Source organism: Micromonospora sp. NPDC049204, from assembly GCF_040647935.1.
GTDB lineage: Bacteria > Actinomycetota > Actinomycetes > Mycobacteriales > Micromonosporaceae > Micromonospora.
Window position 1 is genome coordinate 86,586 of sequence record NZ_JBEZDC010000019.1, and the last position, 23,804, is coordinate 110,389.

A 23,804-nucleotide genomic window follows, 5' to 3' on the forward strand; every position below is an offset into this window, starting at 1 on the left:
GGCGGGCCGGATAGGGTCGTGGGTATGACCCACCAGGTGCACGCCTTCGAACCGCCGGAGCGGTTCGTCGCCGGGACTGTCGGGCCGCCGGGGGAGCGCGCGTTCTTCCTGCAGGCCCGCGGCGGCGGCAGGCTGGTCAGCGTCGCGCTGGAAAAGGTTCAGGTGTCCCTGCTCGCCGAGAAGCTGGAGGAGCTGCTCACCGAGGCGCAACGTCGCTTCGGGGTGGACCTGCCCGAGCTGGCCCCGGTGATCGGCGACAACGAGCCACTGGACACGCCCGTCGACGAGGAGTTCCGCGTCGGCACCCTCGGGCTGGCCTTCGACGTGGACACCGCGACCGTGGTGATCGAGGCGATCGCCGCGGGCGAGGTGGAGCCCGAGGTCGAGTTGGGCGACGAGGACGACGAGGACCCCGACGACGACGATGTCGAGGACGACGAGCCGGACGAGGACCTCGACCGGCTCCGGGTCCGGCTCACCCCGCAGGCGACCCGTCAGTTCATCGAGCGGGCCCGGCGAGTGGTCAACGCGGGTCGGCCTCCGTGCCCGCTCTGCGGCCAACCGTTGGACCCCGCCGGGCACCTCTGCCCGCGGCACAACGGTTATCACCGGTGACCTCGTCCGGCCTCCAGCCTCGCCAGGACGGCGACGCGGCGCTGCGGCTGCTGCGAGACGGCACGCTCGACCTGGAGGGTCGGCTGGTCGACGCGTCGAACACCACGTTGCGCGGCATCCTGACCCTGGACGGGGCCACCGCCCGCTGCGTCTACAAACCGGTACGCGGTGAGCGTCCGCTCTGGGACTTCCCCGACGGCACGCTGGCCGGGCGGGAGGTCTCGGCGTATCTGGTCTCCCGGGCCACCGGCTGGGGCCTGGTGCCGCCCACGGTGCTGCGCGACGGCCCGTTCGGCCCCGGCTCCTGCCAGCTGTGGATCGACGAGCCGGAGGACGCCGACCCACTTGTGGGTTTCCTGCCGGCCGGGGAGCTGCCGCCACGCTGGTTCCCGATCGCCGCGGCCCGTGACGACGACGGCACGGCGTACGCCCTCGCGCACGCCGACGACCCACGGCTGGCACGTCTCGCGGTGCTCGACGCGGTGATCAACAACGCGGACCGTAAGGGCGCTCACGTGCTGGTCGGCGCCGACGACCGGATCTACGGCGTGGACCACGGGGTGAGCTTCCACGTGGAGGACAAGCTGCGCACGGTGCTCTGGGGCTGGGCCGGCAAGCAGTTGCCCCCGGATGCCGTGGAGATGCTCGACGGGCTCGCCGGGCAGGTCGCCGGGGCGCTCGGCGCGGAGTTGGCCGACCACCTCACCATCAGCGAGGTGACCGAGATGGCCGCCCGGGTCGACAGGTTGCGCGAGACCGGCCGCTTCCCGCAGCCACCGGAGGACTGGCCGGCGATTCCCTGGCCGCCCATGTGAGCCGCTGTCATCTTGATCACCCGTGGGGCGCTCCGGCGGCGTCGCCGGGCTGGCTAGGCTGATCCCATGGAGTCTTGGGCGGGACACGAGGTGCCACGGCTGCCGGGCAGGGGCGAGCCACTGGCGTTGTACGACTCGGCGCGGCAGGGTGTCCACCCGAGCGAGCCGGCGGACGCGGGCAGCATGTACGTCTGCGGCATCACCCCGTACGACGCCACGCACCTCGGTCACGCCGCCACCATGATCACGTTCGACCTCGTGCAGCGGATGTGGCGCGACGCCGGCCGTCCGGTGCGCTACGTGCAGAACGTCACCGACATCGACGACCCGCTGCTGGAACGCGCCGCCCGCGACGGCGAGGACTGGGTGGTCCTGGCGATGCGCGAGACGGCGCTGTTCCGCGAGGACATGGAGGCGCTGCGGATCATCCCGCCGGCGCACTACGTGGGCGCGGTCGAGTCGATCCCGGACATCGCCGACAAGGTCGAGGTGCTGGTCAAGGACGGCGCCGCGTACCGGCTCGACGACGGCACCGGCGACGTCTACTTCGACATCTCCGCCACCGGCCGGTTCGGCTACGAGTCCAACCTGACCCGCGAGCAGATGCTGGAGATCTTCCCGGAGCGCGGCGGCGACCCCGACCGGGCCGGCAAGCGCGACCCCCTGGACCCGCTGCTGTGGCGCGGCGCCCGCGAGGGCGAGCCGTCCTGGCCGGGCGGCGACCTGGGGCCGGGCCGCCCCGGTTGGCACATCGAGTGCGCGGTCATCGCGCTCAACCTGCTCGGTGACCGGATCGACGTGCAGGGCGGCGGCAACGACCTGCTGTTCCCGCACCACGAGGCGTCCGCCGCGCACGCCGAGCGGCTCACCGGTCAGGCGCCGTTCGCCGAGCACTACGTGCACGCCGGGATGATCGGTCTGGACGGCGAGAAGATGTCCAAGTCCCGCGGCAACCTGGTCTTCGTGTCCCGGCTGCGCGCCGACAGGGTGGACCCGATGGCGATCCGGCTGGCGTTGATCTCCGGGCACTACCGCAGCGACCGCACCTGGACCGACGAGCTGCTCACGGCCGCGCAGGAGCGCCTGGACCGCTGGCGGCGGGCCGCCGCCGCGCCCGCCGGGCCGTCCGGGGCCGAGCTGCTGGCCGGGGTACGCGAGCGCCTCGCCGACGACCTGGACACCCCGGGAGCCCTGGCCGCAGCCGACCGCTGGGCCGACGCGACCCTGGCGGGCGCCGCCGACGACGCGGACGCCCCGGCCCTCTTCGCGAAGACGGTGGACGCCCTCCTGGGCATCCGCCTCTAGCCCCCCTCCCACCCCACCCCGCCCCACCCCCCACCCGCGGCGATCATGGACTTGTGGTGCCCGAAACGCGATGCCAAGCACCTTTTGCGAGGCACCACAACTCCATGATCGGCGGGGCACCGGCCTCCGGGCGGACGGCCGCGTGCCGGGTCGATCAAGCGGCTCAGCCCAGGACCGGTCCGGGGGCGGGCCCGGACGGCCGGGCTACGGAATGAACGTCACCTCCGGGAAGGACCGGCTCGGGCCGCTCAGGAGGTGGCCGCCCCGGTGCCGTAGGTGCCTGTCGAAGAACGCCAGCGGGTACGCCTGCCCGATGCGGACCGCGCGGGCGGGGTCGAGATTGCCGATCAAGCGCACGAGTTCCTCGTCGCTCATCCCGATGAGCCGCGCCAGTTGCGGTAGGAGCCACTGGTTGTCGCCGTAGGACGAGTGGACCGCTTCGGCGGCCTGGACGTTGAGTCGCCATCCGCGTAGGTGGGTGAAGAACTCGGCGACGGCGGGCTCCGCGGCCCGGTTGTACTCGGCCGTCATCAGCATGAACGGCCGGTACAGGTCGGCGGTGGGCAGCGGCTGCGACACCATCGGGCCGTCCAGGCTCAGCCCCGCCCGGATCCGCCGGTCGGTGCCCATGGTCAGGGCCGTCGCGGTACCGCCCTTCGACCAGCCGAACATGCCGATCCGGCTCAGGTCGAGGGCGGCGCCCAGCCCGGCCGGCAGCGGAGTGTGGTCCACGTCGGGGTTGCGCCCGGCGGCGAGGTCGGCGATCTGGTCGAGGACGAATCGAACGTCTCGGGTGTAGGTCCACGGGGTCGAGTCGAAGTCGTCCTCCTGGACGGTGACCCGACCGTCGGGGAACTCGCTGACCCCGTCGTACGTGTGATCCACCGTGACCACCGCGTAGCCGTGGCTGGCGAGTTCCTGCACCACGATGGTGGTGTCCGAACGGTGGCTGCCCGAGCCGTGCGAGTACAGCACCACCGGCAACCGCCGGCCCGGCTGCCGCACCGGGGCGCCCTCGTGCCCGGCCGTCAACGGCGCCAGCGCGGCGTCGGGGTCGAACCCGGCGGAGTCCAGCAGCACGCGCATCGAGGCGGGGGTCATCCAGGGCGCACGCGGGAACCGGTGCACGTCCCGGGCGGGGTACCAGACGCTGACCATCAGCTCCCGGTACCGGCCCGGGCCGGCCAGCGGATCCGGCTGCGAACGGTCGACCAGGTGCAGCGACACCGTTCCCACGCGGTACGGCCCGGTCGGCCGGGGGAGAGTGAGCCGGACCGGGCCCGAATCGGCGGTTGCCGCAGTGGCGCGACCGGCGATGCCCATCGGTACGCCGGCCCCGACCGCCAGCGCGGCTCCGACAAGGCCACGGCGCGTGATCCCCCGCGCACCACCAGGTTTCACGGTTGGCATTGATCCTCCCCTGGGTTGCTCGACGCCGCAACGGAGTGCTCCGGCCATCGATATATTCGCAGTGTATACACCGAGGGTGTAGTTGCAACGGCGTCAGCGCTCTTCGATGGTGAAGACATCGGTGCCCCGATGGTGGAGACGCCGGGGCTGCCCGTGGCTGGGCGGGACGGACCCCCGTGCGGCACCGGATCCGGTCCGCGCACGTCGGCTGGCCGTCAGGTCACCGGTCGGCGGTCGGCGCCGTCTCCGCTTGTTCGACCTGCTGGATGAGTTGCTTGAGATGGGTGATCTCATCGCGCAGGGCTGCCTGACCGGCGGCGGTGAGAGTCACCCAGGTGCGCGGGCGCTTGCCCTCGTAGCCCTTCTCGACCTCAATCAGCTCGGCCTTCTCCAGGACGGTCAGGTGCTGCCCGAGGTTTCCCGCGGTCAGCTGCAGGGTGGTGCGCAGGAAGCCGAACTCGACCTGGCGGGCCTGGTGCGCGATGGCCAGGATGCCCAGTCGGACGCGCTGGTGGACCACGTCGTCGAGGCCGTTGGTGGGATGGTCGGTCATCGCCCCGGAACCTCAGCGGTCGGCCGGATCAGAGCGAAGGCGGCACTGCCGAGCAGCAGCAGCGCCGCCGGGACGAGCAGGTACGGCAGGAAGAACCACGGCGAGGTCGAATGGATGACCTGGCCGCCCTGCACCATCACGATCGCCAGGTAGGCGAGGCTGTACGCCAGCAGCGCCCAGTTGCGTTCGACCCACGCGAGCACCAGCAGCGCCAACGCGATGACCGCTATGGGACTGGCCAGCCCATTGACGAGCCACGCCGCCGGCCCGACCTCGATCTCGACGGGGTCGGTGGAGAAGGGGTCGGCGGGGACGGAAATGAGCGGGTGGAACGTCAGCCAGATCGACACGGCTGCCATCAGAACGGCCAACGTGACGCCGACGACGACGTAGGGGCGGATCGGGGTGCCCACGCCACGCCGTCGGGACTGTCTGACGTAGAAGCCTGCGATCGCCGCGTAGGCGAGCACCAGCGCGACTGTCCAGTACCCGAGCTGTGCGGGGTTGGGAGCCATGCAGGCCGTGTGCTGCGGGCGGGATCGGCAGGTGCCGAACAGGTCGAGGTAGGGGGCGTACCGGTAGACGGGTATCGCGACCAGGGTGATCACCGCGAAGACCAGCAGTGGAAACCAGGTGCCGCGCTGGGCGACACGGACCTGGTGTGTCAGGTCGCGCACGGCCGCCAACAGCTCGTGAGGCCCGTCCGCCTGAGGAGCAGACTCGTATGTCATGCAGTCAGCTTTGCATTACAGATCTATCCGCGCAAGAGAGCCTGACCGTGTTTCACGGGTGCCGACTGTGACCGCGCCGCTTACTGCGAACGCAAGCCAGGTGGAACGCGGGTTCAACAGGCGGGGTGGCCACCGACTACCGAGTCGCCCGCGACCGCGTCGTGGCGCTGGACTGGCTACGCGCCATGCCCGGCGGACCTGAGCGGCGAGCCGGAACCTAGCCCAGGACCAGGCCAGGGTCGGGATCGGCCTCGGGGGTGGGGGCAGGAATCTTGTACTCCTCGGTCAGGGTGGTCATCGGGCCGGGCCAGGTGGCCTGCGCCACCTCGATCGGCTTGCGGTGCGCGTCGTACGCGACGTGCAGCAGGTGCAGCACCGGGGTGTCCGGCCGGATCTGGAGGGTCTCGGCCTCCTCCCGGCTGGGCTGGCGGGCGCTGATCGTGTCGGTGGCCGAGACGTACCGCCGCCCGGTGGCTTCCTCGGCCTCCTGGTAGAGCGGGCGGCCGAACGCCTCGGTGCGCTCCAGCGAGGTGCCGGCGGTGTCGCGGGGCAGGAACCAGGAGGCGCCCACCTCGACGGGGGAGTCGTCGGTGCGGACGAGGTGCCGACGGCAGAGCAGGCTGGTGCCGTCCGACACGCCGAAGGCGTCGGCCACCTCGGCGGGGGCGGGGGCGTGCCCGACGGAGACGAGTTGTTGACGGTATCGGGCGGCCAGGTCGGTGTGGTAGCCGCGGAAGCCGCCGTACCGGCCTCGGGAGAGCCGGTTGAGTCGGCGGCGGGTGCCCCGGACGTACGTACCGGAGCCGGGTTTGGTGATCAGGATGCCCTCGACCCGCAGCTGGTCGACGGCGCGTTGCACGGTCTGCTTGGCGACCCCGAACATCTCGGCGATGGCCGGAATGGATGGCAGCCGCTCGCCGGGCCCCCAGTCGCCGCGGCGGACCTGGGCCTTGAGCTGCGCGGCGATCTGTCGGTGCGGGAACTCGGCGGCCCCGGGGTTGATCTGCACACCCAACCTCCTTGATCACATCTAGGTTCCTAGGATGCCGTAGAGGGTGTGACGGCGCCACCCCGGACACGCCAAAACGGACCCCCGAACCACGAAGGTCCGAGGGTCCGCAGCGAGCAGTGTTACCAGGAGCCGGCGGTGGGGCCGGCCGAACCGCCCCGACGACGCAGGTACTTCTCGAACTCCTGGGCGATCTCGTCACCGGTCAGCGGGGTGATGCCCTCGTCGCCGACCCGTTCCTCCAGCTCGCGGACGTACTCGCCGAGCTCGGCATCCTGCTCGGCGGCGCTCCGCACCCGCTGCTCCCACTCGGCGGACTCCTCGGCCAGGTCGGCCATCGGCACGGGCAGGTCGACGACCTCCTCCACCCGGTGCAGCAGGGCGAGGGTGGCCTTGGGGCACGGCGGGTTGTTGGCGTAGTGCGGCACGTGCACCCAGAACGAGACGGCATCCACGTCGGCGCGGGTGCAGGCGTCGTGCAGCACGCCGACGATCCCGGTCGGCCCGTCGTAGCGGGTGGGGGTGAGCTGGTAGCGCTCGGCGGCCTGCGCGTCGGACGCGCTGCCGCTGATCGGCAGCGGCCGGGTGTACGGAACATCGGCCAGCAGCGCCCCGAGCAGCACCACCCGTTCCACCTCGAGGCTGTGGCAGATCTCCAGCACCTGCTCGCAGAACGTCCGCCAGCGCATGCTCGGCTCGATGCCGCGGATCAGCACCACGTCACGGTCGGTGCCCTCCGGGCTGGCCACCATGAACCGGGTCGTCGGCCACTCCACCCGGCGGGTCTCCCCGTCGGCCATGGTGATGGTGGGCCGGCTGACCTGGAAGTCGTAGAAGTCCTCCGGATCCAACTCGGCGATCTGCCGGGCGTTCCAGACCTGCTCGAGGTGTTCGACGGCGGCGGTGGACGCGTCGGCGGCGTCATTCCAGCCCTCGAACGCGGCGATGGCCACCGGGGACCGCAGCACCGGCAGTCCGTCGAACTCGGTCACGCCGTCACCTCACCCTGCTCGTCGCGGCCGGCGCCGGGATGGCGCCCGGTCGTCAGACCGTGGGGCACGGCGGCGTCGCTGTTGTCCTTCACGTCCGTCAGCCTACGTCCCGGGCGGAGGTACGGCCTGTCGGCCGCGCCGGTCGGCCGCTTCCAGGCCCGGTCAGACAGGAACGGACCGGACAGCGTGATCCCGCTGACACAATGTGGGATCGCCCGTTGACGGCCAGTGGGCGGGGCGGACGCCGCACTAACCTGGACGGGTGCGGACTTCGTTGATGGATGTGCTGGCCGACCGGATTCTCATCGCCGACGGGGCGATGGGCACGATGCTGCAGGCCGCGGACCTCACGCTCGACGACTTCGACGGCCTCGAAGGGTGCAACGAGATCCTCAACGTCACCCGACCGGACGTGGTGCGTGGGGTGCACGACGCCTACCTGGCGGCCGGCGCGGACTGCGTGGAGACCAACACCTTCGGCGCCAACCTCGCCAACCTCGCCGAGTACGACATCCCGCAACGCATTCGTGAGCTGTCCGAGGCGGGCGCCCGGATCGCGCGGGAGGCCGCCGACGCGGCCAGCACTCCGCAGCGGCCCCGCTTCGTGCTCGGCTCGATCGGGCCGGGCACCAAGCTCCCCACCCTCGGGCACGCCCCCTACGCGACCCTGCGCGACGCGTACCAGGAGAACGCCGCCGGTCTGATCGTCGGTGGCGCGGATGCGCTGATCATCGAGACCTGCCAGGATCTGCTCCAGGTCAAGGCCGCCGTGGTCGGGTCCAAGCGGGCGATGGCCGAGCTGGGCCAGTCGGTACCGATCATCTGTCACGTGGCCGTGGAGACCACCGGCACGATGCTTGTCGGCAGTGAGATCGGTGCGGCCCTGGCGGCGATCGAGCCGCTCGGCGTGGACCTGATCGGGCTCAACTGCTCGACCGGCCCGGCCGAGATGAGCGAGCACCTGCGCTACCTGTCGCAGCACTCCCGCATCCCGCTGTCGGTGATGCCGAACGCCGGCCTGCCGGTGCTGACCGCCGACGGGGCGTACTTCCCGTTGACTCCCGTGGAGCTGGCCGAGGCCCTGGAGCGGTTCATCAACGAGTACGGCGTGGGGCTGATCGGCGGCTGCTGCGGCACCACCCCGGAGCACATCCGCGTGCTGGCCGAGCGGCTGCACGGCGTCTCCGCCCCGCCCCGGGAGCCCCGGCACGAGGCCGGGGTCTCGTCGGTCTACCACCCGGTGCCGTTCGCCCAGGACGCGTCGGTGCTGATGGTGGGGGAGCGGACCAACGCCAACGGCTCGAAGGCGTTCCGGGAGTCGATGCTCGCCGGCGACTGGCGCGCCTGCGTGGAGATCGCCCGCAGTCAGGCCCGCGACGGCTCACACCTGCTCGACCTGTGCGTGGACTACGTCGGCCGCGACGGCACGCAGGACATGCGCGAGTTGGCCGGCCGGTTCGCCACGGCGTCGACCCTGCCGATCATGTTGGACTCCACGGAGCCGGCGGTGATCGAGGCCGGGCTGGAGATGCTCGGCGGCCGGTGCGTGGTCAACTCGGTGAATTTCGAGGACGGCGACGGTCCGGAGTCCCGCTACGGGCGGGTGATGCCGGTGATCCGGGAGCACGGTGCCGCCGTGGTGGTGATGTGCATCGACGAGGAGGGGCAGGCGCGCACCGCGGCGGACAAGGTCCGCATCGCCTCGCGCACCATCGACGACCTGACCGGCCGGTGGGGGATGGACCTGTCCGACATCCTCATCGACACGCTGACCTTCCCGATCGCCACCGGGCAGGAGGAGACCCGCCGCGACGGTCTGGAGACCATCGAGGCGATCCGGCAAATCGCCGGGCGTTACGCGGGGATCAACTTCACCCTCGGCATCTCGAACATCTCGTTCGGGCTCAACCCGGCGGCCCGGCAGGTGCTCAACTCGGTGTTCCTGCACGAGTGCGTGCAGGCCGGTCTGACGTCGGCGATCGTGCACGCCAGCAAGATCCTGCCGATGTCGAAGATCCCCGACGAGCAGCGCGAGGTCGCCCTGGACATGGTCTACGACCGGCGCCGCGAGGGGTACGACCCGTTGCAGCGCTTCCTGGAGCTCTTCGAGGGCGTCGACGTGACGAGTGCCCGGGCGAGCCGGGCGCAGGAGTTGGCGGCGCTGCCGTTGGACGAGCGGCTCAAGCGGCGGATCATCGACGGTGAGCGTAACGGCCTGGAGGCCGACCTGGACGAGGCGATGGCCGGCGGCCGGTCCCCACTGTCGATCATCAACGACATCCTGCTGGACGGCATGAAGGTGGTCGGTGAGCTGTTCGGCTCCGGCCAGATGCAGCTGCCGTTCGTGCTCCAGTCCGCCGAGGTGATGAAGACCGCCGTGGCGTACCTGGAGCCGCACATGGAGACCATCGAGGACGGCGGCAAGGGTCGCATCGTGCTCGCCACCGTGCGCGGCGACGTGCACGACATCGGCAAGAACCTGGTCGACATCATCCTGTCCAACAACGGCTACGAGGTCGTCAACATCGGCATCAAGCAGCCGATCAACGCCATCCTGGACGCCGCCGAGCAGCACCGCGCCGACGCGATCGGCATGTCCGGGCTGCTGGTCAAGAGCACCGTCATCATGAAGGAAAACCTGGCCGAGATGGCCACGCGCGGGGTCGCGGAGCGTTGGCCCGTCCTGCTGGGCGGCGCGGCCTTGACCCGCGCGTACGTCGAGGACGACCTGCGGGCGATGTTCCCCGGGCAGGTGCACTACGCGCGCGACGCCTTCGAGGGACTGTCCCTGATGGACAAGGTGATGACCGCCAAGCGCGGCGGCGCCCCGGTCATCGACCCGGAGCGGGAGGCGGCCCTCGCGGCGCGGCGGGCCCGCCGGGAACGGCAACGGTCCATGGTGACCGAGTCCCTGCCCGAGCTGCACGACTCCTCGACCCGCTCCGACGTGGCCGCCGACGTGGTCGTGCCCACCCCGCCGTTCTTCGGCACGCGGGTGGTCAAGGGCGTGCCGATGGCCGAGTACGCGGCGCTGCTCGACGAGCGGGCCACCTTCCGCGGGCAGTGGGGGTTGAACGGCGCCCGCGGCGGCAACGGTCCGTCCTACGAGGAGTTGGTGGAGACCGAGGGTCGGCCGCGCCTGCGGTACTGGCTGGACCGGCTGATCGCCGACCAGGTCCTTGAGGCAGCCGTGGTGTACGGCTACTTCCCCGCGTACTCCGAGGGCAACGACCTGGTGGTGCTCGACGAGAACGGGCACGCGGAGCGCGCCCGGTTCTCGTTCCCCCGGCAGCGCCAGGAGCGTCGACTCTGCCTGGCGGACTTCTTCAAGCCCAAGGGCGACCAGCTCGACGTGGTCGCGCTGCAACTGGTCACCGTGGGTCAGCCGGTCAGCGAGTACGCGGCGAAGCTGTTCGCCCGCAACGAGTACCGCGACTACCTGGAGGTGCACGGGCTGTCCGTGCAGCTCACCGAGGCGCTCGCCGAGTACTGGCACCGGCGCATCCGGTCCGAGTTGACGCTGCCCGACGGCCGTCCGCTGACCTCCGACGACCCGGCGGACCTGGCGGGGCTCCTGCGCAACGACTACCGGGGCTGCCGGTACGCGTTCGGCTACCCGGCCTGCCCCGATCTGGAGGAGCGGGCGAAGATCGTGGACCTGCTCGGGTCGGAGCGGATCGGTGTGGAGTTGTCCGAGGAGTTCCAGTTGATGCCGGAGCAGGCCACCGACGCGATCGTGGTCCACCACCCGGAGGCCAGCTACTTCAACGCCAAGTGACCGGCAACGTCGCTGACCTGCATTTACGTCGTCCCGAGGACCCTTGGACCATGATCATGCCGCAGGGGCGTCCGGGTCGCCCTCGGCGGCCTGGTCCGTAGCGAAGGCCGTAGCCTCCGCACCCGGCTCGTCCTCGACGATAGGCTCGGCCCAAGCCGCGTGGCCGAACTCCCAGGTGTGCGTGATGCCGTTTAGTTCGCCCATGCACAGGTTGACGGCCGCATCGATCAGGTGTTGCCCTGCCGGCACGATGGTGACGTGCTGCCGGACGCGCTTCGCGTGGCGGATGCGATACTTCAGGCCTTCGATGTGTACGACTGCGCACTCGTCACCTGGCTCGTCCACCGAGGTCGACTGCACCGTCAGGGACCAGCCTTCCTTGGTGGCTTTGTAGAGCCATACCTCCAAGGCGCGTTGCTTACCGTCGCGCTCTGACACCCCGGCGATGATCAAGACCGGGTCGGTTCGGTTGTCCATGTGTGTCCTCTGCCGACGGGCTGAGAGTGCACCTTAACGGGTTCGTGGTGGTGTGGACCTTGAACCGGGCGACCGCCTGCGGAGTGGTGCCGGGAATCTCGGTAAGGACCGGGGCGCCGCCACCAACACTCGGTGGAGGGTCACGCAGGCCCAAGACCGGCCAGCCGGCTGCCGGCGGTGTGGACGCTCTTATTGTTTGTCAAGGTGTCGTGGGCGGCTGGCTGAGCCCGTAGAGCTCGTTGAGGTCGAGCAGATGGTGGCCGAGCACTGAGGCTGCTCGGAGGTCGAGCACGAGCGCCATGTACACGTTCGGGGTTCCGGACGCGATGAGGACGTGCTGGTAGATGCCGTCGGGCATGTGCCAGACGTTCGTCACCTCCTCCCGGCTGAAGTCGTGGTCGGCGAAGTGGTCATGGGGGATGGCGTCGTAGTAGGGCCAGAAGTCGAAGGGAGGCGGCTCATCGACGTCGACTGGTGTTGGCGGTGTCCCAATCGTGGCGGTGAACTCATCTGCCGTCAGTAGTCGCATCGGGCCATGGTGCCCGCTCTGTCTGTCGAAGTGCGAGATCGGTGAAGGCCGTCTCCCGCGCGATGTAGGAGCTGGCAGGGATGGGGGCGACGAGAAAGGGCGAGCCAGCGCCGGGCGAGGCTGCGCGGCGCGACCGGCAGCCAAACCGGCGAGCCGGAGCGGATAATCCTGCACCTGGACCTCAGGGCCGCAGCGCGCGGAGGAACGCTATGGCTTCAGTGCGGCGGGTAGGCGTCCTGGCAGCTGCCAGGGCAGCCATGTGTGCGTCGAGGCGCTCGCGCTCGTCGTTGGTCAGCGCGGCGGCGATGGCTTCGCCATACGTCGGGACCAGGGGGTTGGGGGCGACCCGCTTGAGCGCGTCCCAGTCGTTGATCGGCTCGGCGGGTACGTCGAGCTGGGCGCGGTAGTCCAGCTCGACCGCCTCGAAGCCCGAAGTCTCTGCCCAGGTCATGAGGTCGCGCTCGTCGAAGTCGACCATCGGTTGTATGCGTCCCCGGTACACGTCGCAGACCTTGGCGACCAGGTCGTCGACGGGGGAGCCGCCCGAGCCGAACAGTTCGTCGGGGCGGTGTTGCAGTTGGAAGCGGTTGATGGGCTCGAAGAGGGAGAGCCTTCCGCCTGGCCGCAGCACTCGAAAGAACTCCGCGAACGCGCTGGCTTTGCGGTCGGAGTAGATGAGTACTGACCGGGTGGTGACGACGTCGACGGAGGCGTCCGCAACGCCGGCAAGGTCCTCGGCCGGCGATTGTACGAAGCTGCACCGCTCATCGCCGTCGGCGATCCGCCGGCACTGGTCGAGCAGGTCCTGCGACACGTCGCTGAAGATGACGCGGCCGTCCGGGCCGAGACGGTCGAGCGCGCCAAAGCCGATTAGGCCGGTTCCGCATCCGACGTCGAGGAGGACGTCATCGGGTTTCAGATCGGCTCGGTCGAGGACGCCGTCGCGGAACCACGCCAGGTCTGGGGCGTGTCGGGCGCGCAGGGTGGCGCTTCCGCCGTCTCGGCGCGTCAACAACCACTGTGCCCACCTGTCGGTCGTCATCGGGTCACGATAGTGCCGGCGCGAGCACCGCACCGGCCGTGACTAACACCTGAGGTCGTCTGACAGGCCGCCGGACCAGGAAATCCGGCACCAACGTTCCGGACCGACCAGGGTTGGACGGCTGAGATCGGAATTGCTATGCGCCCTGACTCGGGAGATCCGTTGGCGTGAAACATGGCCGGCCGATCGCACCCTGGATTCCGGTGACTTGTCGAGGATTCGTCATGGCGATACTCACACTCGGTGCACAGTGGTCCGTAACTCGTCACGCACGTGCAAGCATCAACGCACGTTACGTAACTGTGGGCGTTGGGTGGTTGGGGGATCATGCCCAAGAGTCAGGTGCGACGTGACCAGTTCGGGGGCCTCCTCAAAACCCTCCGCTTGGAGCGGCGGCTGACCCAGGAGGAGCTTGCCGAGGCGGCCGGTTCCAGTGTCCGCGGCATCCGGGAGATGGAGCGCGGCCGGGTGCGCAGCCCGCAACGACGGACGGTGGTGCTGCTCGCCGATGCCCTGCGGCTGGCCGGGGCGGACCGCGACCGTTTCGTCGCCCTGGCCCGGGTCGAGCGGCAGCCGCACGACCGAACGCCGGTGCCGGACGACCGCGTCGTGGTGCCGGACGACCGCTTCACGGTGCCGGACGACCGCGCGGAGGTGCCGCACGATCGCTCGCCGGTGCCGCACGAGCGCCCGGCGGTGGTCGTACCCGGGGAACTGCCCGCCGCCGTGCCGGACCTGGCCGGCCGGGCGGAGATCCTGGAACGGCTTGCGGCGTTGGCCGCGGACGTCAGCGCGGAGCGGCCGGACGCCGCCTCGGTGGTGGTGCTGCACGGGCCGCCGGGGATCGGCAAGACCAGCCTCGCCGTCGCCGCCGGGCATCGACTCAGCCCGGCCTTCGCCGGCGGACAGCTCTTCGTCGACCTGCAGGGCGCCTCGCCGGACGGCCCGGTCGACTCGGCCGAGGCGCTGGCCGGGCTGCTGCGGTCGCTCGGGGTGCCGGACAGCCGGGTGCCGGTGTCGCCGGCCGAGCGGGGTGGTCTGTTCCGCACCCTCACCCGGGACCGGCAGCTGCTGGTGGTCCTGGACAACGCCGCGAGCGAGGCACAGGTACGTCCGCTGCTGCCGGCCGGGCGGGGATGCCTGGCGCTGGTCACCTGCCGGCGTCCACTGACGGGTCTTGCCGGTGCGGTCCGCCTGCCGCTCGACCTGCTCGCCCCGGCTGCCGGTCGACTGTTGCTCGCGGCGATCGTCGGTGCCGACCGGATCGCCGCCGAGCCGGCCGCGGCCGACCAGGTCGTCAAACTCTGCGGCCGGCTGCCGCTGGCCGTCCGGATCGCCGGCAACCGCCTCGCCAGCCGACCACAATGGTCGGTCGGTTGGCTGGTGGACCTGCTCCACGACCAGCGTCGGCGGCTGACCGTGCTGACCGCTGGAGACCTGGGTGTCCGGTCCGCGTTCGAGGTCTCCTACCGGCAACTGGACCCGATGGCCGCGCGGGTGTTCCGGCGGACCTCGCTGATTCCCGGGACCGACTTCGAACCCGCGCTGGTCGCCGCCGTGGCCGGCACCGACGAGGAGACCGCGGCGGCGGCTCTGGAGGAGCTGGTCGAGGCCGGTGTCCTCCTGAGCATGGGGGACCGGTACCAGTTCCACGACCTGGTCCGGCTCTACGCCCAGGAACGCCTCGACGCCGAGGAACCACAGGCCGGCCGGACGGCGGCGCACGACCAGATGGTCGGCTGGCTGCTGCGGCGTACCCGGCAGGCGGGCTTGATGTTCGAACCGGTCGCCTGTCGGGGCGACTCCCCGTTCGACGACGACCGGGAGGCGGCGTCCTGGCTGGATCGGGAGTCCGGCAACTGGCTGGCGGCGCTGCGCGACGCGGCCCGGCGCGGTCGGCACGTCGACGTGGTCGCGGTCACCAGGGCTCTGCACTGGTACTCGGACGCCAACAGTCACCGGCATTCCTGGGACGAGATCTTCTCGCTGGGAGTTGCCGCGGCGCGGGCCGCCGGCAGCCCCCGCGACGAGGCCGTACTGCTGAACTTCCTGGGCTGGGCCCGCTACTTCTGCCGGGACCGCAACACCGACGGGCTGGACGCCCTGTCCCGGGCGCTGGAACTGGCCCGGCGGATCGGGGACCGCCGGGAGGAGGCGTGGGCGCTTACCTACACCGCCGCGATCTTCATTCGGACCGGCCGTGGCGGGTGGGCCGTCGACCACTGCCGCCGGGCCGTGGGCCTGTTCCGCGAGATCGGGTACGCCCTCGGCGAGCACAGCGCGGCGAGCGCGCTGGGCGGAGCGTTGGCCGCGCTCGGCCGGTTCGCCGAGGCGGCCGAGTTGCACCGAGACGTGTTGGCGTTCTACGTCCGGGGCAACGGTCTCAGCCCTACCGGCGCGGCGGTGGCCCGGGCCGGCGCGATGATGAGTCTCGGCGCGGATCTGGCCGGGATGGGCCGTTGGCGCAGCGCCGCCGACGAGTACGCCCGCGCCCGGCGGGTGTTCAACAGGTGCGGTGCGACGTTCAGCGAGGCCATCGCCATCCATCGCTACGGGCTCGCGCTTCAGGCGTTGGGCGAGGTCGACGCGGCGGCCGAGGCGCTGCGGGCGGCCTTGGCCCTGTATGCCGCGCTGTGCTGCCCGTGGTGGGAGGCGCAGACCCTGTCCGCGCTCGCGGCGCTGGCCGGCTCGGCCCCGGGCCGGGCCGCCGACGTCCGCCTGCTGCGCCAGCGGGCGCTCGACCGGTGCGGCGAACTGGACGCCCCGGAGGTGCGGACCCTGCGCGCCACCCTGCGACGCGAACTGGCCGAGTCCTGATCCCAAAGACGGACCGGGCCCCGCCGACGGTGCGGCGGGGCCCGGTGTGCACGGACAGGGGTCAGTTGCAGGTGGTGCCGTTGAGGGTGAACGGCACCGGGGTGGCGGGAGAGCCGTTCGCGGTGAAGCCGAAGTTGACGGCGCCGCCGGTCGGGATGCTGGCGTTGTGGTTCTCGTTGGTGACGGTCACCGCCGAGCCGGTCTGCTGGAAGATGCCGTTCCAGTGGCCCTGGACGAGTTGTCCACCCGGGAAGGCGAAGCCCAGCGACCAGCCGTTGGCGGCCGGGCCGTCGTTGTAGACGGTGACGCTGGCGCTGTAGCCGGTGCCCCACGAGTTGGTGACGACGAAGGAGACCCGGCAGGTGCTGGCGATCGTCGTCGCCGGCACGATGTTGCCGTAGTCGTCGCGGGCGGTGGCGAAGTCCTGGAAGCCGAAGCCCACGCCCAGAGACCGGGTGGTGGTGCCGGCGGCGAGCACGGTGCCGTCGGCGTTGACGGAGTAGACCGGGCCGCCACTGTCGCCGCCCCGTGCGGCCTCCTCGCCGTCGAGCTGGGTGGCCTCGACGAGGTCCTCGATGTCGTCGTAGTGGAAGTCGACCCGCAGGTTGCAGACCGGACCGCCGATCGCACCCGCGGTGGTGTTGCCGGACTGGCACAGCAGTTGGCCGGGGAAGACCTCGGTCCACCTGATCACCTGGGCGCGGACTTCGTCCTGCTGACCGCCGACGTAGAGGTGGCCGCCGGGCGTCGACGTCGAAATGATCATCGTGTCGTGGTCGTCATTGCTGTCGACCGCATAGCCGACCAGAGTGCCGGTGCCGGTGGACAAGCCGACGTGCCAGGGTGAGCCGATGGCACCGCAGTGTTCGGCGGTGAGGAGGTAACCGGCGTTGGTGTCCGCGTCGCGTACGCCGAAGCCTGCGGTGCACCAGGGTACGGTGACCCCGATGCTCGCCCCGCCGTCGAACGGCGCGGCATCGTTGGCCCGCGACCGTTCGACCATCTGGTCGCGTTCGACGAGGCTGGTACGGACGCCGGTGACCGGCAGCTTCGGCAGCTTGGCGCTCAGAGTGTGGTCAACGGCGATCTCGATGCCGGTGCCGTCGGTGCGCAGCCTGACCGAGTGACTGGCGTCCGTCGGGTCGCCCTCCACCACCGGTGTGAGTTTGGCGGCCGCCTTGCGCAGGTCGGCGCGGGAGTAGGTGGCGTTGGCCACCTCGACCGGCGCGGTGCGGCGGGCGGCGGTGACGGCTGCGGCGATGTCGGCGGGCGGCGCACCCTTCCACCACACGGTGACGTGGTCGTCGACCAGGCCGATGCCCGCGTAACCGCGTGCCGGCGAGCGTTCCACAGCGGTGCGGATGACATTGGCCGCGTCGACAAGTGGGGCCTGGGCGACCATCTTGTCCAGGGTCTGTGCCGGGATGATGTCCAGGAGGGACGTGGCGGCCCCGGCGGCCCCCGGTTGGCCGGACTCCGCGTACACGGAGGTGGGACCGGTGAGCGACGTCGCGCCGACCAGTGCCCCGACGACCACCGTACGGGTGATCGCTTTCCGAAGTGATGTCATGCCGCTGAGTCAAGCAACGTCCGCTGCCGGTAGACAGGCAGGACGCCCGGCAGGAGTCAACATGCCGGCGGTCCTGCCGGGCAGCCGTCAATGGTCTGCCTCCCACAGCGTGCTCGGCGTGCACGGATCGGTGCTCGGGCTGGTCGCGGCTGATGTGCTGGGTTTGTGCATCCTCAGGTGGGCTCGGTCTGTTGAAAGGCGCAGACTCTCACGCGGTTCGTCTACGAGCGGTTGAAGGTACGCGTCAGGGCTCCGGCCACTGCGGTGAACAGGATCCAGCCCATCGCCGTCAGGACGTACGCCAGCCATTGCGCCCGCCCGCCGATGCCGAACGCGCGTTCCTGCCCGAAGTTGACGATTGGGATGAGCAGGTCCAGGGTGTAGACGAGTGGGTTGAAAGCCGTGCCGCCTGCCCCACTCGCCGGCGGGTTCAGGCTGAAGATGGTGGTACCGAGCGCGGTGAGCACGAGCAGCCACAGCGCCGCCCACGTCGGGCGGTAGCCGTATCCGACCAATCCGTCCTGCAGCAGGCCCCACGCCGCGCCTGCCGGGGACAGTTGCCGCCGGCGGCGTCGCTGCCTGACCAGCAGTACGGTGCGCGCGTCGGCCTCGTGCCCGATCTGCCGAAGGAACCTGGCCAGGTGTTCGTACGGCTGCGGCCGGTATCCGGCCGGATCCCGGTCCAGCCAGTTCAGCCGTTCTCCAGTTGTGCCGGCCGGTTCCAGCGCGGTGTACGTGGCGCCGTCCAGCAGTAGCTGGGCTGGCCAGCGGTCCGGGTCGTCGCGGAGCACGTCGACTCGGGCGTGCCGTAGGTCTACCGCGCCGTCGATGCGCTCAGGCAGCAGGGACAACTGCCCGGCCCGCAGGCCCCACGCGCCGAGGGCCACGCCACCGGGGTTCATCAGGACCGCGTCGGTCAGGTTGATTTCTCCCGACACCTCGGCACGGCGCAGCCGAAGTTCGCCGTCGACCCGCAGCCCTTGGTGGCCGTGCATTGTGCCCCCGACGCGCATGCCGGCCAGTTCAACATTGCCGGTGGCGGCGGTGCCCTGCAGATAGAGATGCCGGCCCACGTGGACCGCGTCGCCGAACACTGCGGCCGTCCGGTCGCCGAAGAGTTCCTCCGGACGCCGGTCGGCGGCCAGTCGTGCCCAGTCGAGGTCCAGGTCACCGCTGACGTGCAGGCCGTAGACGACGAGCGCGCCGGTGAAGGTGCATTTCACGAAGCTGAGGGTGCCCTGGACAGTCGCCGCGAACGCGTCGAGACCCGGCAGTGTGCTGCCCTCGAAGGACACGCCGCGGAGGCGCGCGAATGACAGCAACGGCACCGCATCGAATGTGCAGCCGATGAGGTCGATCGCAGGCTCGATCTCGGCTTGGGCGAGGTCGAGGCAGCCAACTACGTCGGCGCCACACAGGTGCAGCGCCGCGCGGTGGCCTGGTTCGGCTTCACGAGCGCCGAGGAGCAAAGACCGGATCACCGTGGCGCGTACCGTGCGAGGAGTGTCACCGGTCAGCACTACCCGCGTGCCACGCGGAAAGGCGTCCCACAGTCGCTGCTCCGTCGGGGACAACGCGCCGAGTTCTGGGGGGATCACTTCCGGAACCCTTCCGTGCGGGCATGGCTCAGGCAAGAGGGACCGACGAAAGATGTGTGGATAGCCGCGCCTCCTGTACGACGGCGGGTCGCGGACCCTGACTGGTAGAGGCATCAACACAACGCCTCCCTTGAATCCCGATCTGCGGGAACTCATCGTGGCGTTGCGAGCCGAACTGGAAGCAGACCAGCAGGCGACCTTCCTCGCCGGCTACGTCTTTCGGATGTCGCACAGGCGACGACGGGTGGTGGAGGGTTCTCGCCGTCACCCGAAACTCATCGGACTCACTCGATGGTCCACCCCTCTGGATCGGATGGTGGCCATTCCGCCGACCCGGACGGAAATGCCTTCCGTGGTGGCGGTTGCGGTGGCGAAGACCGACGAGGGGCGACCTGCGGTGTGTCCTTGCTCGACGTCGATGCTGCGGTGGCCGTGGGTCGCGAACAGATGCGCGGCGAGGCATCCGGTGCTGTTGGCGTTGACGACGTCCTCGCCGACTCCGATCGCCGGCGCGAACATGCGCGCGGACGCCGCCCTGCGGGTTGGGGAGAGCAGGTAGACGAAGCAGCCGAGATAGCCGAGACGACGGCAGTCGGCGGCGAGTCGGCGCAGGTCAGGGCGCATCGCGAGCAGGGTCGGCAGCGTTCTGACCGGTACCAGCAGGCGTGGCGTTCCCGGTGAGGCGACGCACGGGGCGTCGTCGGAGGCCATGTCGTTCGATGTGATGCCCAGTGCACCGAGGATGCTGTCGAGTCCTGCGGCTGTGCCGCCCTGAAGCTCCACCGTGCCCTGGTCGAACCAGACCTCAATGCCGTCGTCGCGCTGGATCGCGGTGGTGTCGAAGGTGCGGCCACCGGTCCGCTGACGTACGCGATGTTCCCGGATCCGGCGACGGTGCAGCAGGAACGCCTGGGCGGCGATTGTGCCGTGCCCGCAGTTGGTGAGCTCACCGTGCGCGGTGAAGAACCGTACCGTGGGCGTGGTTTCCGCGTCGGCGTCGACGAACGCCGCGTGCGAGGTGCCGGCGCGCCGGACGATCGCGCGCCGACTGCTGTCGCTGAGCGTGCTGTCATCGATCAGCACGGCGGTGGGGCTGCCACCTTCCCGGCGGCGAGTGCAGGCGTCGACGATCGTCACGTCGTTGCCGTTGCTTTCGGTCATGTCGGGGTTTCCTCCTCGGTGGCCGGGTCGCCGTCGGCGAGGGCGCCGGCCCAGTCGTCCGACCAGCGCACGAGGGGACGCAGGGCACGGTAGGCGCCCTGTCCGAGCTGGGTGAGGGCATAGGCGGCGTCCGGTTCCTGCATGACGAGGCGTGCCTCGATCAGCTCGGTCAGCCGCTGCCGCAGGACGCTTGACGACATGTTGTCGCAGTGGTGCTGCAGTGCGCGGAAGCCGAGTGCGCCGCGCTGCAACTCCCAGACGATGCGCAGGCTCCATCGACGTCCGAAGAGGTCGAGTGCCGCCATCAAGGGGCGCCCGGTGTTCGACCCACGAACCGGGGTTCCCGGTCTCGGCACTGCCATTGGCTCGTCCCACTTCTCCTGGTGCTTCTTTTTCCGATACGCTACCTCCTCGCCAGTGATTCGGTTTCCGAAGCGCAGGGGGTCGGGCACACATGACGTCCAGGTTGCGTACCGCTTTGTGTGAGCGGTTGGGTATCGACGTGCCGGTGGTGCAGGCGCCGATAGGTTCCGCGGCGGCGCCCGAACTGGCTGCCGCAGTGGCCGAAGCCGGTGGCCTCGGCATGCTGGCGTCGACCTGGCAGAGTCCCGAACGCGCGCGCCTCGGCATCCGCAATGTTCGGCAGCGGACGGCGCGGCCGTTCGGGGTGAATCTGGTGCTGGACTTTCCCGTCATCGACACGCTGGCGGTGTGCCTGGACGAGGCTGTGCCGGTCATCTCCACCTTCTGGGGTGATCCAGAACCCGTCAGCCACCGGATCCGTGCTGCCGGTGCAGTGCACATGCACACGGTCGGCAGCGTGCGGGAGGCTGTGCACGCCGCCGGCTGCGGCGTCGACGTCATCGTGGCGCAGGGCTGGGAGGCCGGCGGTCATGTTCGTGGGAAGACCGCCACCATGGTTCTGGTGCCAGCCGTCGTCGACGCGGTGCACCCGATTCCGGTCATGGCCGCCGGCGGAATCAGCGACGGCCGCGGCCTCGCCGCCGTCCTGGCCCTGGGCGCACAGGGCGCATGGATGGGAACTCGTTTCCTGGCGACCACCGAAGCCTTCACCCACCAGCTGTATCGGCAACACCTCCTCGCTGCCACCGCCGAGGACGCCGTCCACACCCACTGCTTCGATGGCGGATGGCCCGACGCCGTGCACCGCGCACTGCGGAATCCGACCCTGCGACGGTGGGAACTGGCCGGTTCACCCCCAGCGCCGGAGCGTCCGGGCGAAGGCGACGTCGTAGCCGTCGACGCCGCAGGCCAGGCCCATTACCGGTACGGGGATCTGATGCCCCTACCCGGCATGACCGGCGCCCTGGCGGACATGGCCCTCTACGCCGGCCAATCGGTCGAGCTCGTCCGGGACGTCCGGCCAGCAGGCCGGCTCATCCACGAACTCACGGCGCAGACCGTCGACGTCATCGAGCAGATGTGCCGCGCGATGCAGGCGGCAGACGGGACTTCGTACCCATGACCTCCCTCGCTCGCGTCGGCGCAGACGCCGACCGCGGCGCTGCCGTGTTGTTCGACGTCGACGGCGTTCTGGTCGACTCCTACGCCACGTATCGCCGGATCTGGGACCGCTGGGCGCTGCACCACAGCCTGGACCCGGAGACCGTCTGGACTCACACCCACGGCCGCCGCCCGATCGACACCATCGCAGTCGTCGCTCCACACCTCGACACCGAAGCCGAATACCAGGTGGTACGCGACTTCATGGCCGACGAAGGTGACGCCTTCCCGGTGTACCCCGACGCCCCGAGCGTGCTGACGGCCATCCGGGATCGGCGGTGGGGTGTGGTGACCTCGGGCCGAGCCCCCACCGTGCGGCAACGACTGCGAGCAGGCGGTCTACCTGACCCCCCGGTCCTTGTGGACAGCACGCAGGTCGCCCTCGGAAAACCAGACCCGGAAGGCTACCTCCGCGCAGCCGACCTTCTGCGAACCCCGCCGGAGCGCTGCCTGGTCATCGAGGACGCCCCAGCCGGAATCGAAGCAGCTCGTGCGGCGCGGATGACCGTGATCGCACTGACCACCACCCACTCCGCCGCCCAGCTCACCGGCGCACACCACATCACCAAGACGCTCGGCGACGCGATGCCACGCATCGAGAGTTGGCTCAGCACACCGGTGTCATGACCAGTGCTCCACGCACTCGTGACGGTGGGCGAGACCGGTCGGTTGCGGTCGTCTCCACTGGAGGTGATCTCGCCGGTCACCGCCCCATGCGCCCCTACGGCTGGGACGGCCGGATGAACTGCCGATCATGGTCACTGACCGTGCTCCGGGGGCCGGCAGCACGCAGGACGACGTCGAGCACCAGGTCCGGGTCGGCGGCGTAGGACCCGCTGGCCCAGGCCGCGTTCGGCTCGATCACGGCCCAACGGCCGTCGATGACGCCCACGTCGACCACGATGGCGGTGGGGAGTGTGTGGCCGAATCCGGCCGCCAGGTCAGCGCCGAAGGCGAGCGCACCGGCTGTTGCGGGGCCGAGGCGCAGCCGCGCCTGCTCGGCGTACTGACTGGCGGCATGGACTGCGCCGTCGAGCAGGTACAGCCGGTACTCGGCGGTGAAGTCGACGATGTCGCTGACGAGTACGGGAGTCTGTCGGTCGACGGCGTCGGGGCCGGGCAGGCGGGAACCGTCCGTATAGATCATGGCCCGGATGGTCTTGTCGTTCGGTGACTTGACGAATGCGGGTCGGCGGAGTTCGTACGCTTCGTCGATCGGGACCAGGGTGATCTCCCGGAGCGTGACGTCCCGGGGCAGCCCGGCGAGCCAACCGTGTGGGGCCTCCAGCGGGGCGATCCCGAGCAGCGGGGCGACGGCGTCGGCGAAGGTCGGCCCGGCGTGCAGGTGGTCGGCGTGCACACCGGCGGGCACCTCGAAGGTCGAGAGCTGCACGGTGGGCAGCCCTCGCCGATGGGCGGTATCGCGCAACCGCTGAGCCGATGCGGTCAGTCGCGGCGGCAGGACGAGTGTCACGCACGAGGATCTTGCCGCATCGGGTGCCGCTGCCACAGCCGTTATCCGTGGCTGGTCGCCGTCGCGCTGCCGGGGCTGGCCCGGTTTCGCGTGCGAGGATCTGTGGCCATGGGCCTGGCGGACGCTCTCGCTGATTGGACCGACGTGGACGGCGCCCAGTACGCCTTGGGCAGGGCTGTGGGTCTGTTTGTCGATCACACGTTCTTGCAGGTCAAGTGGGTGTTCTGGTCGGACAGTCCGGTTGGTGCGGCACTCTACGACATGCTGCACGCGTTGGTGCGCGCTGGCGTTCTGGACCATCGTGACGAGCCCGACCACCAGTTTCGATGGAAGACGGCGACACCGCCCGATGGCCGGACGGCTGCGCCATGACCCGGCGCCCCGGACGGCCGCGGCGGCCCGGC

The 23,804-nt window shown here is 70.4% G+C and carries 21 protein-coding genes; 8 read left to right on the forward strand and 13 right to left on the reverse strand.

Going from position 1 to position 23,804, the window contains the following annotated elements; genetic code table 11:
* Positions 1-24: 24 nt before the first annotated feature.
* From AB0A90_RS29150 to mshC, 3 genes are all read left to right on the forward strand, one after another.
* Positions 25-615 carry a DUF3090 domain-containing protein gene (locus tag AB0A90_RS29150; protein WP_357254163.1) on the forward strand — a complete coding sequence of 197 codons (591 nt, stop codon included), beginning with the start codon at positions 25-27 and terminating at the stop codon, positions 613-615.
* Complete coding sequence (locus tag AB0A90_RS29155) at positions 612-1,430, forward strand: SCO1664 family protein (RefSeq protein WP_357254165.1); 819 nt, start codon at positions 612-614, stop codon at positions 1,428-1,430. The genes AB0A90_RS29150 and AB0A90_RS29155 overlap by 4 nt, the downstream gene beginning before the upstream one ends.
* 66 nt (positions 1,431-1,496) lie before the next feature.
* Positions 1,497-2,735, forward strand: a complete 1,239-nt coding sequence (gene mshC / locus AB0A90_RS29160; RefSeq protein WP_357254167.1) for a cysteine--1-D-myo-inosityl 2-amino-2-deoxy-alpha-D-glucopyranoside ligase — start codon at positions 1,497-1,499, stop codon at positions 2,733-2,735.
* Between the two features lie 204 nt (positions 2,736-2,939).
* Here mshC and AB0A90_RS29165 read toward each other — a convergent pair whose 3' ends face one another.
* The 5 genes from AB0A90_RS29165 to AB0A90_RS29185 form a co-directional block, all read right to left on the reverse strand.
* Positions 2,940-4,145 carry an acetylhydrolase gene (locus AB0A90_RS29165; protein WP_357254169.1) on the reverse strand — a complete coding sequence of 402 codons (1,206 nt, stop codon included), beginning with the start codon at positions 4,143-4,145 and terminating at the stop codon, positions 2,940-2,942.
* Between the two features lie 220 nt (positions 4,146-4,365).
* The gene (locus AB0A90_RS29170; RefSeq protein WP_357254171.1) at positions 4,366-4,698 is read right to left on the reverse strand and encodes a transcriptional regulator; all 333 of its coding nucleotides are present in this window, start codon (positions 4,696-4,698) and stop codon (positions 4,366-4,368) included.
* Positions 4,695-5,429 carry a hypothetical protein gene (locus AB0A90_RS29175; RefSeq protein WP_357254173.1) on the reverse strand — a complete coding sequence of 245 codons (735 nt, stop codon included), beginning with the start codon at positions 5,427-5,429 and terminating at the stop codon, positions 4,695-4,697. The genes AB0A90_RS29170 and AB0A90_RS29175 overlap by 4 nt, the downstream gene beginning before the upstream one ends.
* Positions 5,430-5,646: 217 nt before the next feature.
* On the reverse strand, positions 5,647-6,438 hold the full coding sequence (locus tag AB0A90_RS29180) for a GntR family transcriptional regulator (RefSeq protein ID WP_357254175.1): 792 nt from the start codon (positions 6,436-6,438) through the stop codon (positions 5,647-5,649).
* Between the two features lie 122 nt (positions 6,439-6,560).
* A complete protein-coding gene (locus AB0A90_RS29185; protein WP_357254177.1) occupies positions 6,561-7,430 on the reverse strand; it encodes a PAC2 family protein in 870 nt (289 codons plus the stop codon).
* Positions 7,431-7,692: 262 nt separating this feature from the next.
* Here AB0A90_RS29185 and metH point away from each other — a divergent pair, with 262 nt between their 5' ends.
* Entirely contained in the window at positions 7,693-11,208 is a 3,516-nt protein-coding gene (metH, locus tag AB0A90_RS29190; RefSeq protein WP_357254179.1) for a methionine synthase, read from the forward strand.
* Between the two features lie 54 nt (positions 11,209-11,262).
* Here the strand turns inward: metH and AB0A90_RS29195 are convergent, their stop codons facing one another.
* The 3 genes from AB0A90_RS29195 to AB0A90_RS29205 all read right to left on the reverse strand — a co-directional run bounded on the left by AB0A90_RS29195 (position 11,263) and on the right by AB0A90_RS29205 (position 13,256).
* Complete coding sequence (locus AB0A90_RS29195; protein ID WP_357254181.1) at positions 11,263-11,685, reverse strand: hypothetical protein; 423 nt, start codon at positions 11,683-11,685, stop codon at positions 11,263-11,265.
* 199 nt (positions 11,686-11,884) lie between these two features.
* Positions 11,885-12,214, reverse strand: a complete 330-nt coding sequence (locus AB0A90_RS29200) for a hypothetical protein (protein ID WP_357254183.1) — start codon at positions 12,212-12,214, stop codon at positions 11,885-11,887.
* Between the two features lie 181 nt (positions 12,215-12,395).
* On the reverse strand, positions 12,396-13,256 hold the full coding sequence (locus AB0A90_RS29205) for a class I SAM-dependent methyltransferase (RefSeq protein ID WP_357254185.1): 861 nt from the start codon (positions 13,254-13,256) through the stop codon (positions 12,396-12,398).
* Positions 13,257-13,583: 327 nt separating this feature from the next.
* Here AB0A90_RS29205 and AB0A90_RS29210 point away from each other — a divergent pair, with 327 nt between their 5' ends.
* Positions 13,584-16,073, forward strand: a complete 2,490-nt coding sequence (locus AB0A90_RS29210) for a helix-turn-helix domain-containing protein (RefSeq protein WP_357254187.1) — start codon at positions 13,584-13,586, stop codon at positions 16,071-16,073.
* Between the two features lie 61 nt (positions 16,074-16,134).
* Here the strand turns inward: AB0A90_RS29210 and AB0A90_RS29215 are convergent, their stop codons facing one another.
* The 4 genes from AB0A90_RS29215 to AB0A90_RS29230 form a co-directional block, all read right to left on the reverse strand.
* Positions 16,135-17,643: a cellulose binding domain-containing protein gene (locus AB0A90_RS29215; RefSeq protein ID WP_357254189.1), complete on the reverse strand. Its 1,509-nt coding sequence runs from the start codon at positions 17,641-17,643 to the stop codon at positions 16,135-16,137.
* Between the two features lie 221 nt (positions 17,644-17,864).
* Positions 17,865-19,241: a hypothetical protein gene (locus AB0A90_RS29220; protein WP_357254190.1), complete on the reverse strand. Its 1,377-nt coding sequence runs from the start codon at positions 19,239-19,241 to the stop codon at positions 17,865-17,867.
* 264 nt (positions 19,242-19,505) lie between these two features.
* On the reverse strand, positions 19,506-20,378 hold the full coding sequence (locus AB0A90_RS29225; RefSeq protein WP_357254192.1) for a PhzF family phenazine biosynthesis protein: 873 nt from the start codon (positions 20,376-20,378) through the stop codon (positions 19,506-19,508).
* A 20-nt stretch (positions 20,379-20,398) separates the two neighbouring features.
* Positions 20,399-20,707: a helix-turn-helix domain-containing protein gene (locus AB0A90_RS29230; RefSeq protein ID WP_357254194.1), complete on the reverse strand. Its 309-nt coding sequence runs from the start codon at positions 20,705-20,707 to the stop codon at positions 20,399-20,401.
* A gap of 149 nt (positions 20,708-20,856) precedes the next feature.
* On the opposite strand from AB0A90_RS29230, the gene AB0A90_RS29235 reads away from it, so the two are divergent.
* Together AB0A90_RS29235 and AB0A90_RS29240 are read left to right on the forward strand one after the other, a co-directional pair.
* Entirely contained in the window at positions 20,857-21,888 is a 1,032-nt protein-coding gene (locus AB0A90_RS29235; protein WP_357254196.1) for a nitronate monooxygenase, read from the forward strand.
* Positions 21,885-22,553, forward strand: coding sequence for an HAD-IA family hydrolase (locus tag AB0A90_RS29240; RefSeq protein WP_357254198.1), 669 nt, complete (start codon positions 21,885-21,887; stop codon positions 22,551-22,553). Before AB0A90_RS29235 ends, AB0A90_RS29240 begins: the two co-directional genes overlap by 4 nt.
* A 94-nt stretch (positions 22,554-22,647) precedes the next feature.
* Here AB0A90_RS29240 and AB0A90_RS29245 read toward each other — a convergent pair whose 3' ends face one another.
* Entirely contained in the window at positions 22,648-23,400 is a 753-nt protein-coding gene (locus AB0A90_RS29245) for an ATP-grasp domain-containing protein (protein WP_357254200.1), read from the reverse strand.
* A gap of 108 nt (positions 23,401-23,508) precedes the next feature.
* Here AB0A90_RS29245 and AB0A90_RS29250 point away from each other — a divergent pair, with 108 nt between their 5' ends.
* A complete protein-coding gene (locus AB0A90_RS29250; protein ID WP_357254201.1) occupies positions 23,509-23,772 on the forward strand; it encodes a hypothetical protein in 264 nt (87 codons plus the stop codon).
* Positions 23,773-23,804 lie beyond the last annotated feature (32 nt).

Coding starts and splice junctions, on each gene's coding strand:
- AB0A90_RS29150 (WP_357254163.1), top strand. CDS start 25: ATGACCCACCAGGTGCACGCCTTCGAACCGCCGGAGCGGTTCGTCGCC.
- mshC (WP_357254167.1), top strand. CDS start 1,497: ATGGAGTCTTGGGCGGGACACGAGGTGCCACGGCTGCCGGGCAGGGGC.
- AB0A90_RS29165 (WP_357254169.1), bottom strand. CDS start 4,145: ATGCCAACCGTGAAACCTGGTGGTGCGCGGGGGATCACGCGCCGTGGC.
- AB0A90_RS29170 (WP_357254171.1), bottom strand. CDS start 4,698: ATGACCGACCATCCCACCAACGGCCTCGACGACGTGGTCCACCAGCGC.
- AB0A90_RS29175 (WP_357254173.1), bottom strand. CDS start 5,429: ATGACATACGAGTCTGCTCCTCAGGCGGACGGGCCTCACGAGCTGTTG.
- AB0A90_RS29195 (WP_357254181.1), bottom strand. CDS start 11,685: ATGGACAACCGAACCGACCCGGTCTTGATCATCGCCGGGGTGTCAGAG.
- AB0A90_RS29200 (WP_357254183.1), bottom strand. CDS start 12,214: ATGCGACTACTGACGGCAGATGAGTTCACCGCCACGATTGGGACACCG.
- AB0A90_RS29205 (WP_357254185.1), bottom strand. CDS start 13,256: ATGACGACCGACAGGTGGGCACAGTGGTTGTTGACGCGCCGAGACGGC.
- AB0A90_RS29210 (WP_357254187.1), top strand. CDS start 13,584: ATGCCCAAGAGTCAGGTGCGACGTGACCAGTTCGGGGGCCTCCTCAAA.
- AB0A90_RS29215 (WP_357254189.1), bottom strand. CDS start 17,643: ATGACATCACTTCGGAAAGCGATCACCCGTACGGTGGTCGTCGGGGCA.
- AB0A90_RS29230 (WP_357254194.1), bottom strand. CDS start 20,707: ATGGCGGCACTCGACCTCTTCGGACGTCGATGGAGCCTGCGCATCGTC.
- AB0A90_RS29235 (WP_357254196.1), top strand. CDS start 20,857: ATGACGTCCAGGTTGCGTACCGCTTTGTGTGAGCGGTTGGGTATCGAC.
- AB0A90_RS29240 (WP_357254198.1), top strand. CDS start 21,885: ATGACCTCCCTCGCTCGCGTCGGCGCAGACGCCGACCGCGGCGCTGCC.
- AB0A90_RS29250 (WP_357254201.1), top strand. CDS start 23,509: ATGGGCCTGGCGGACGCTCTCGCTGATTGGACCGACGTGGACGGCGCC.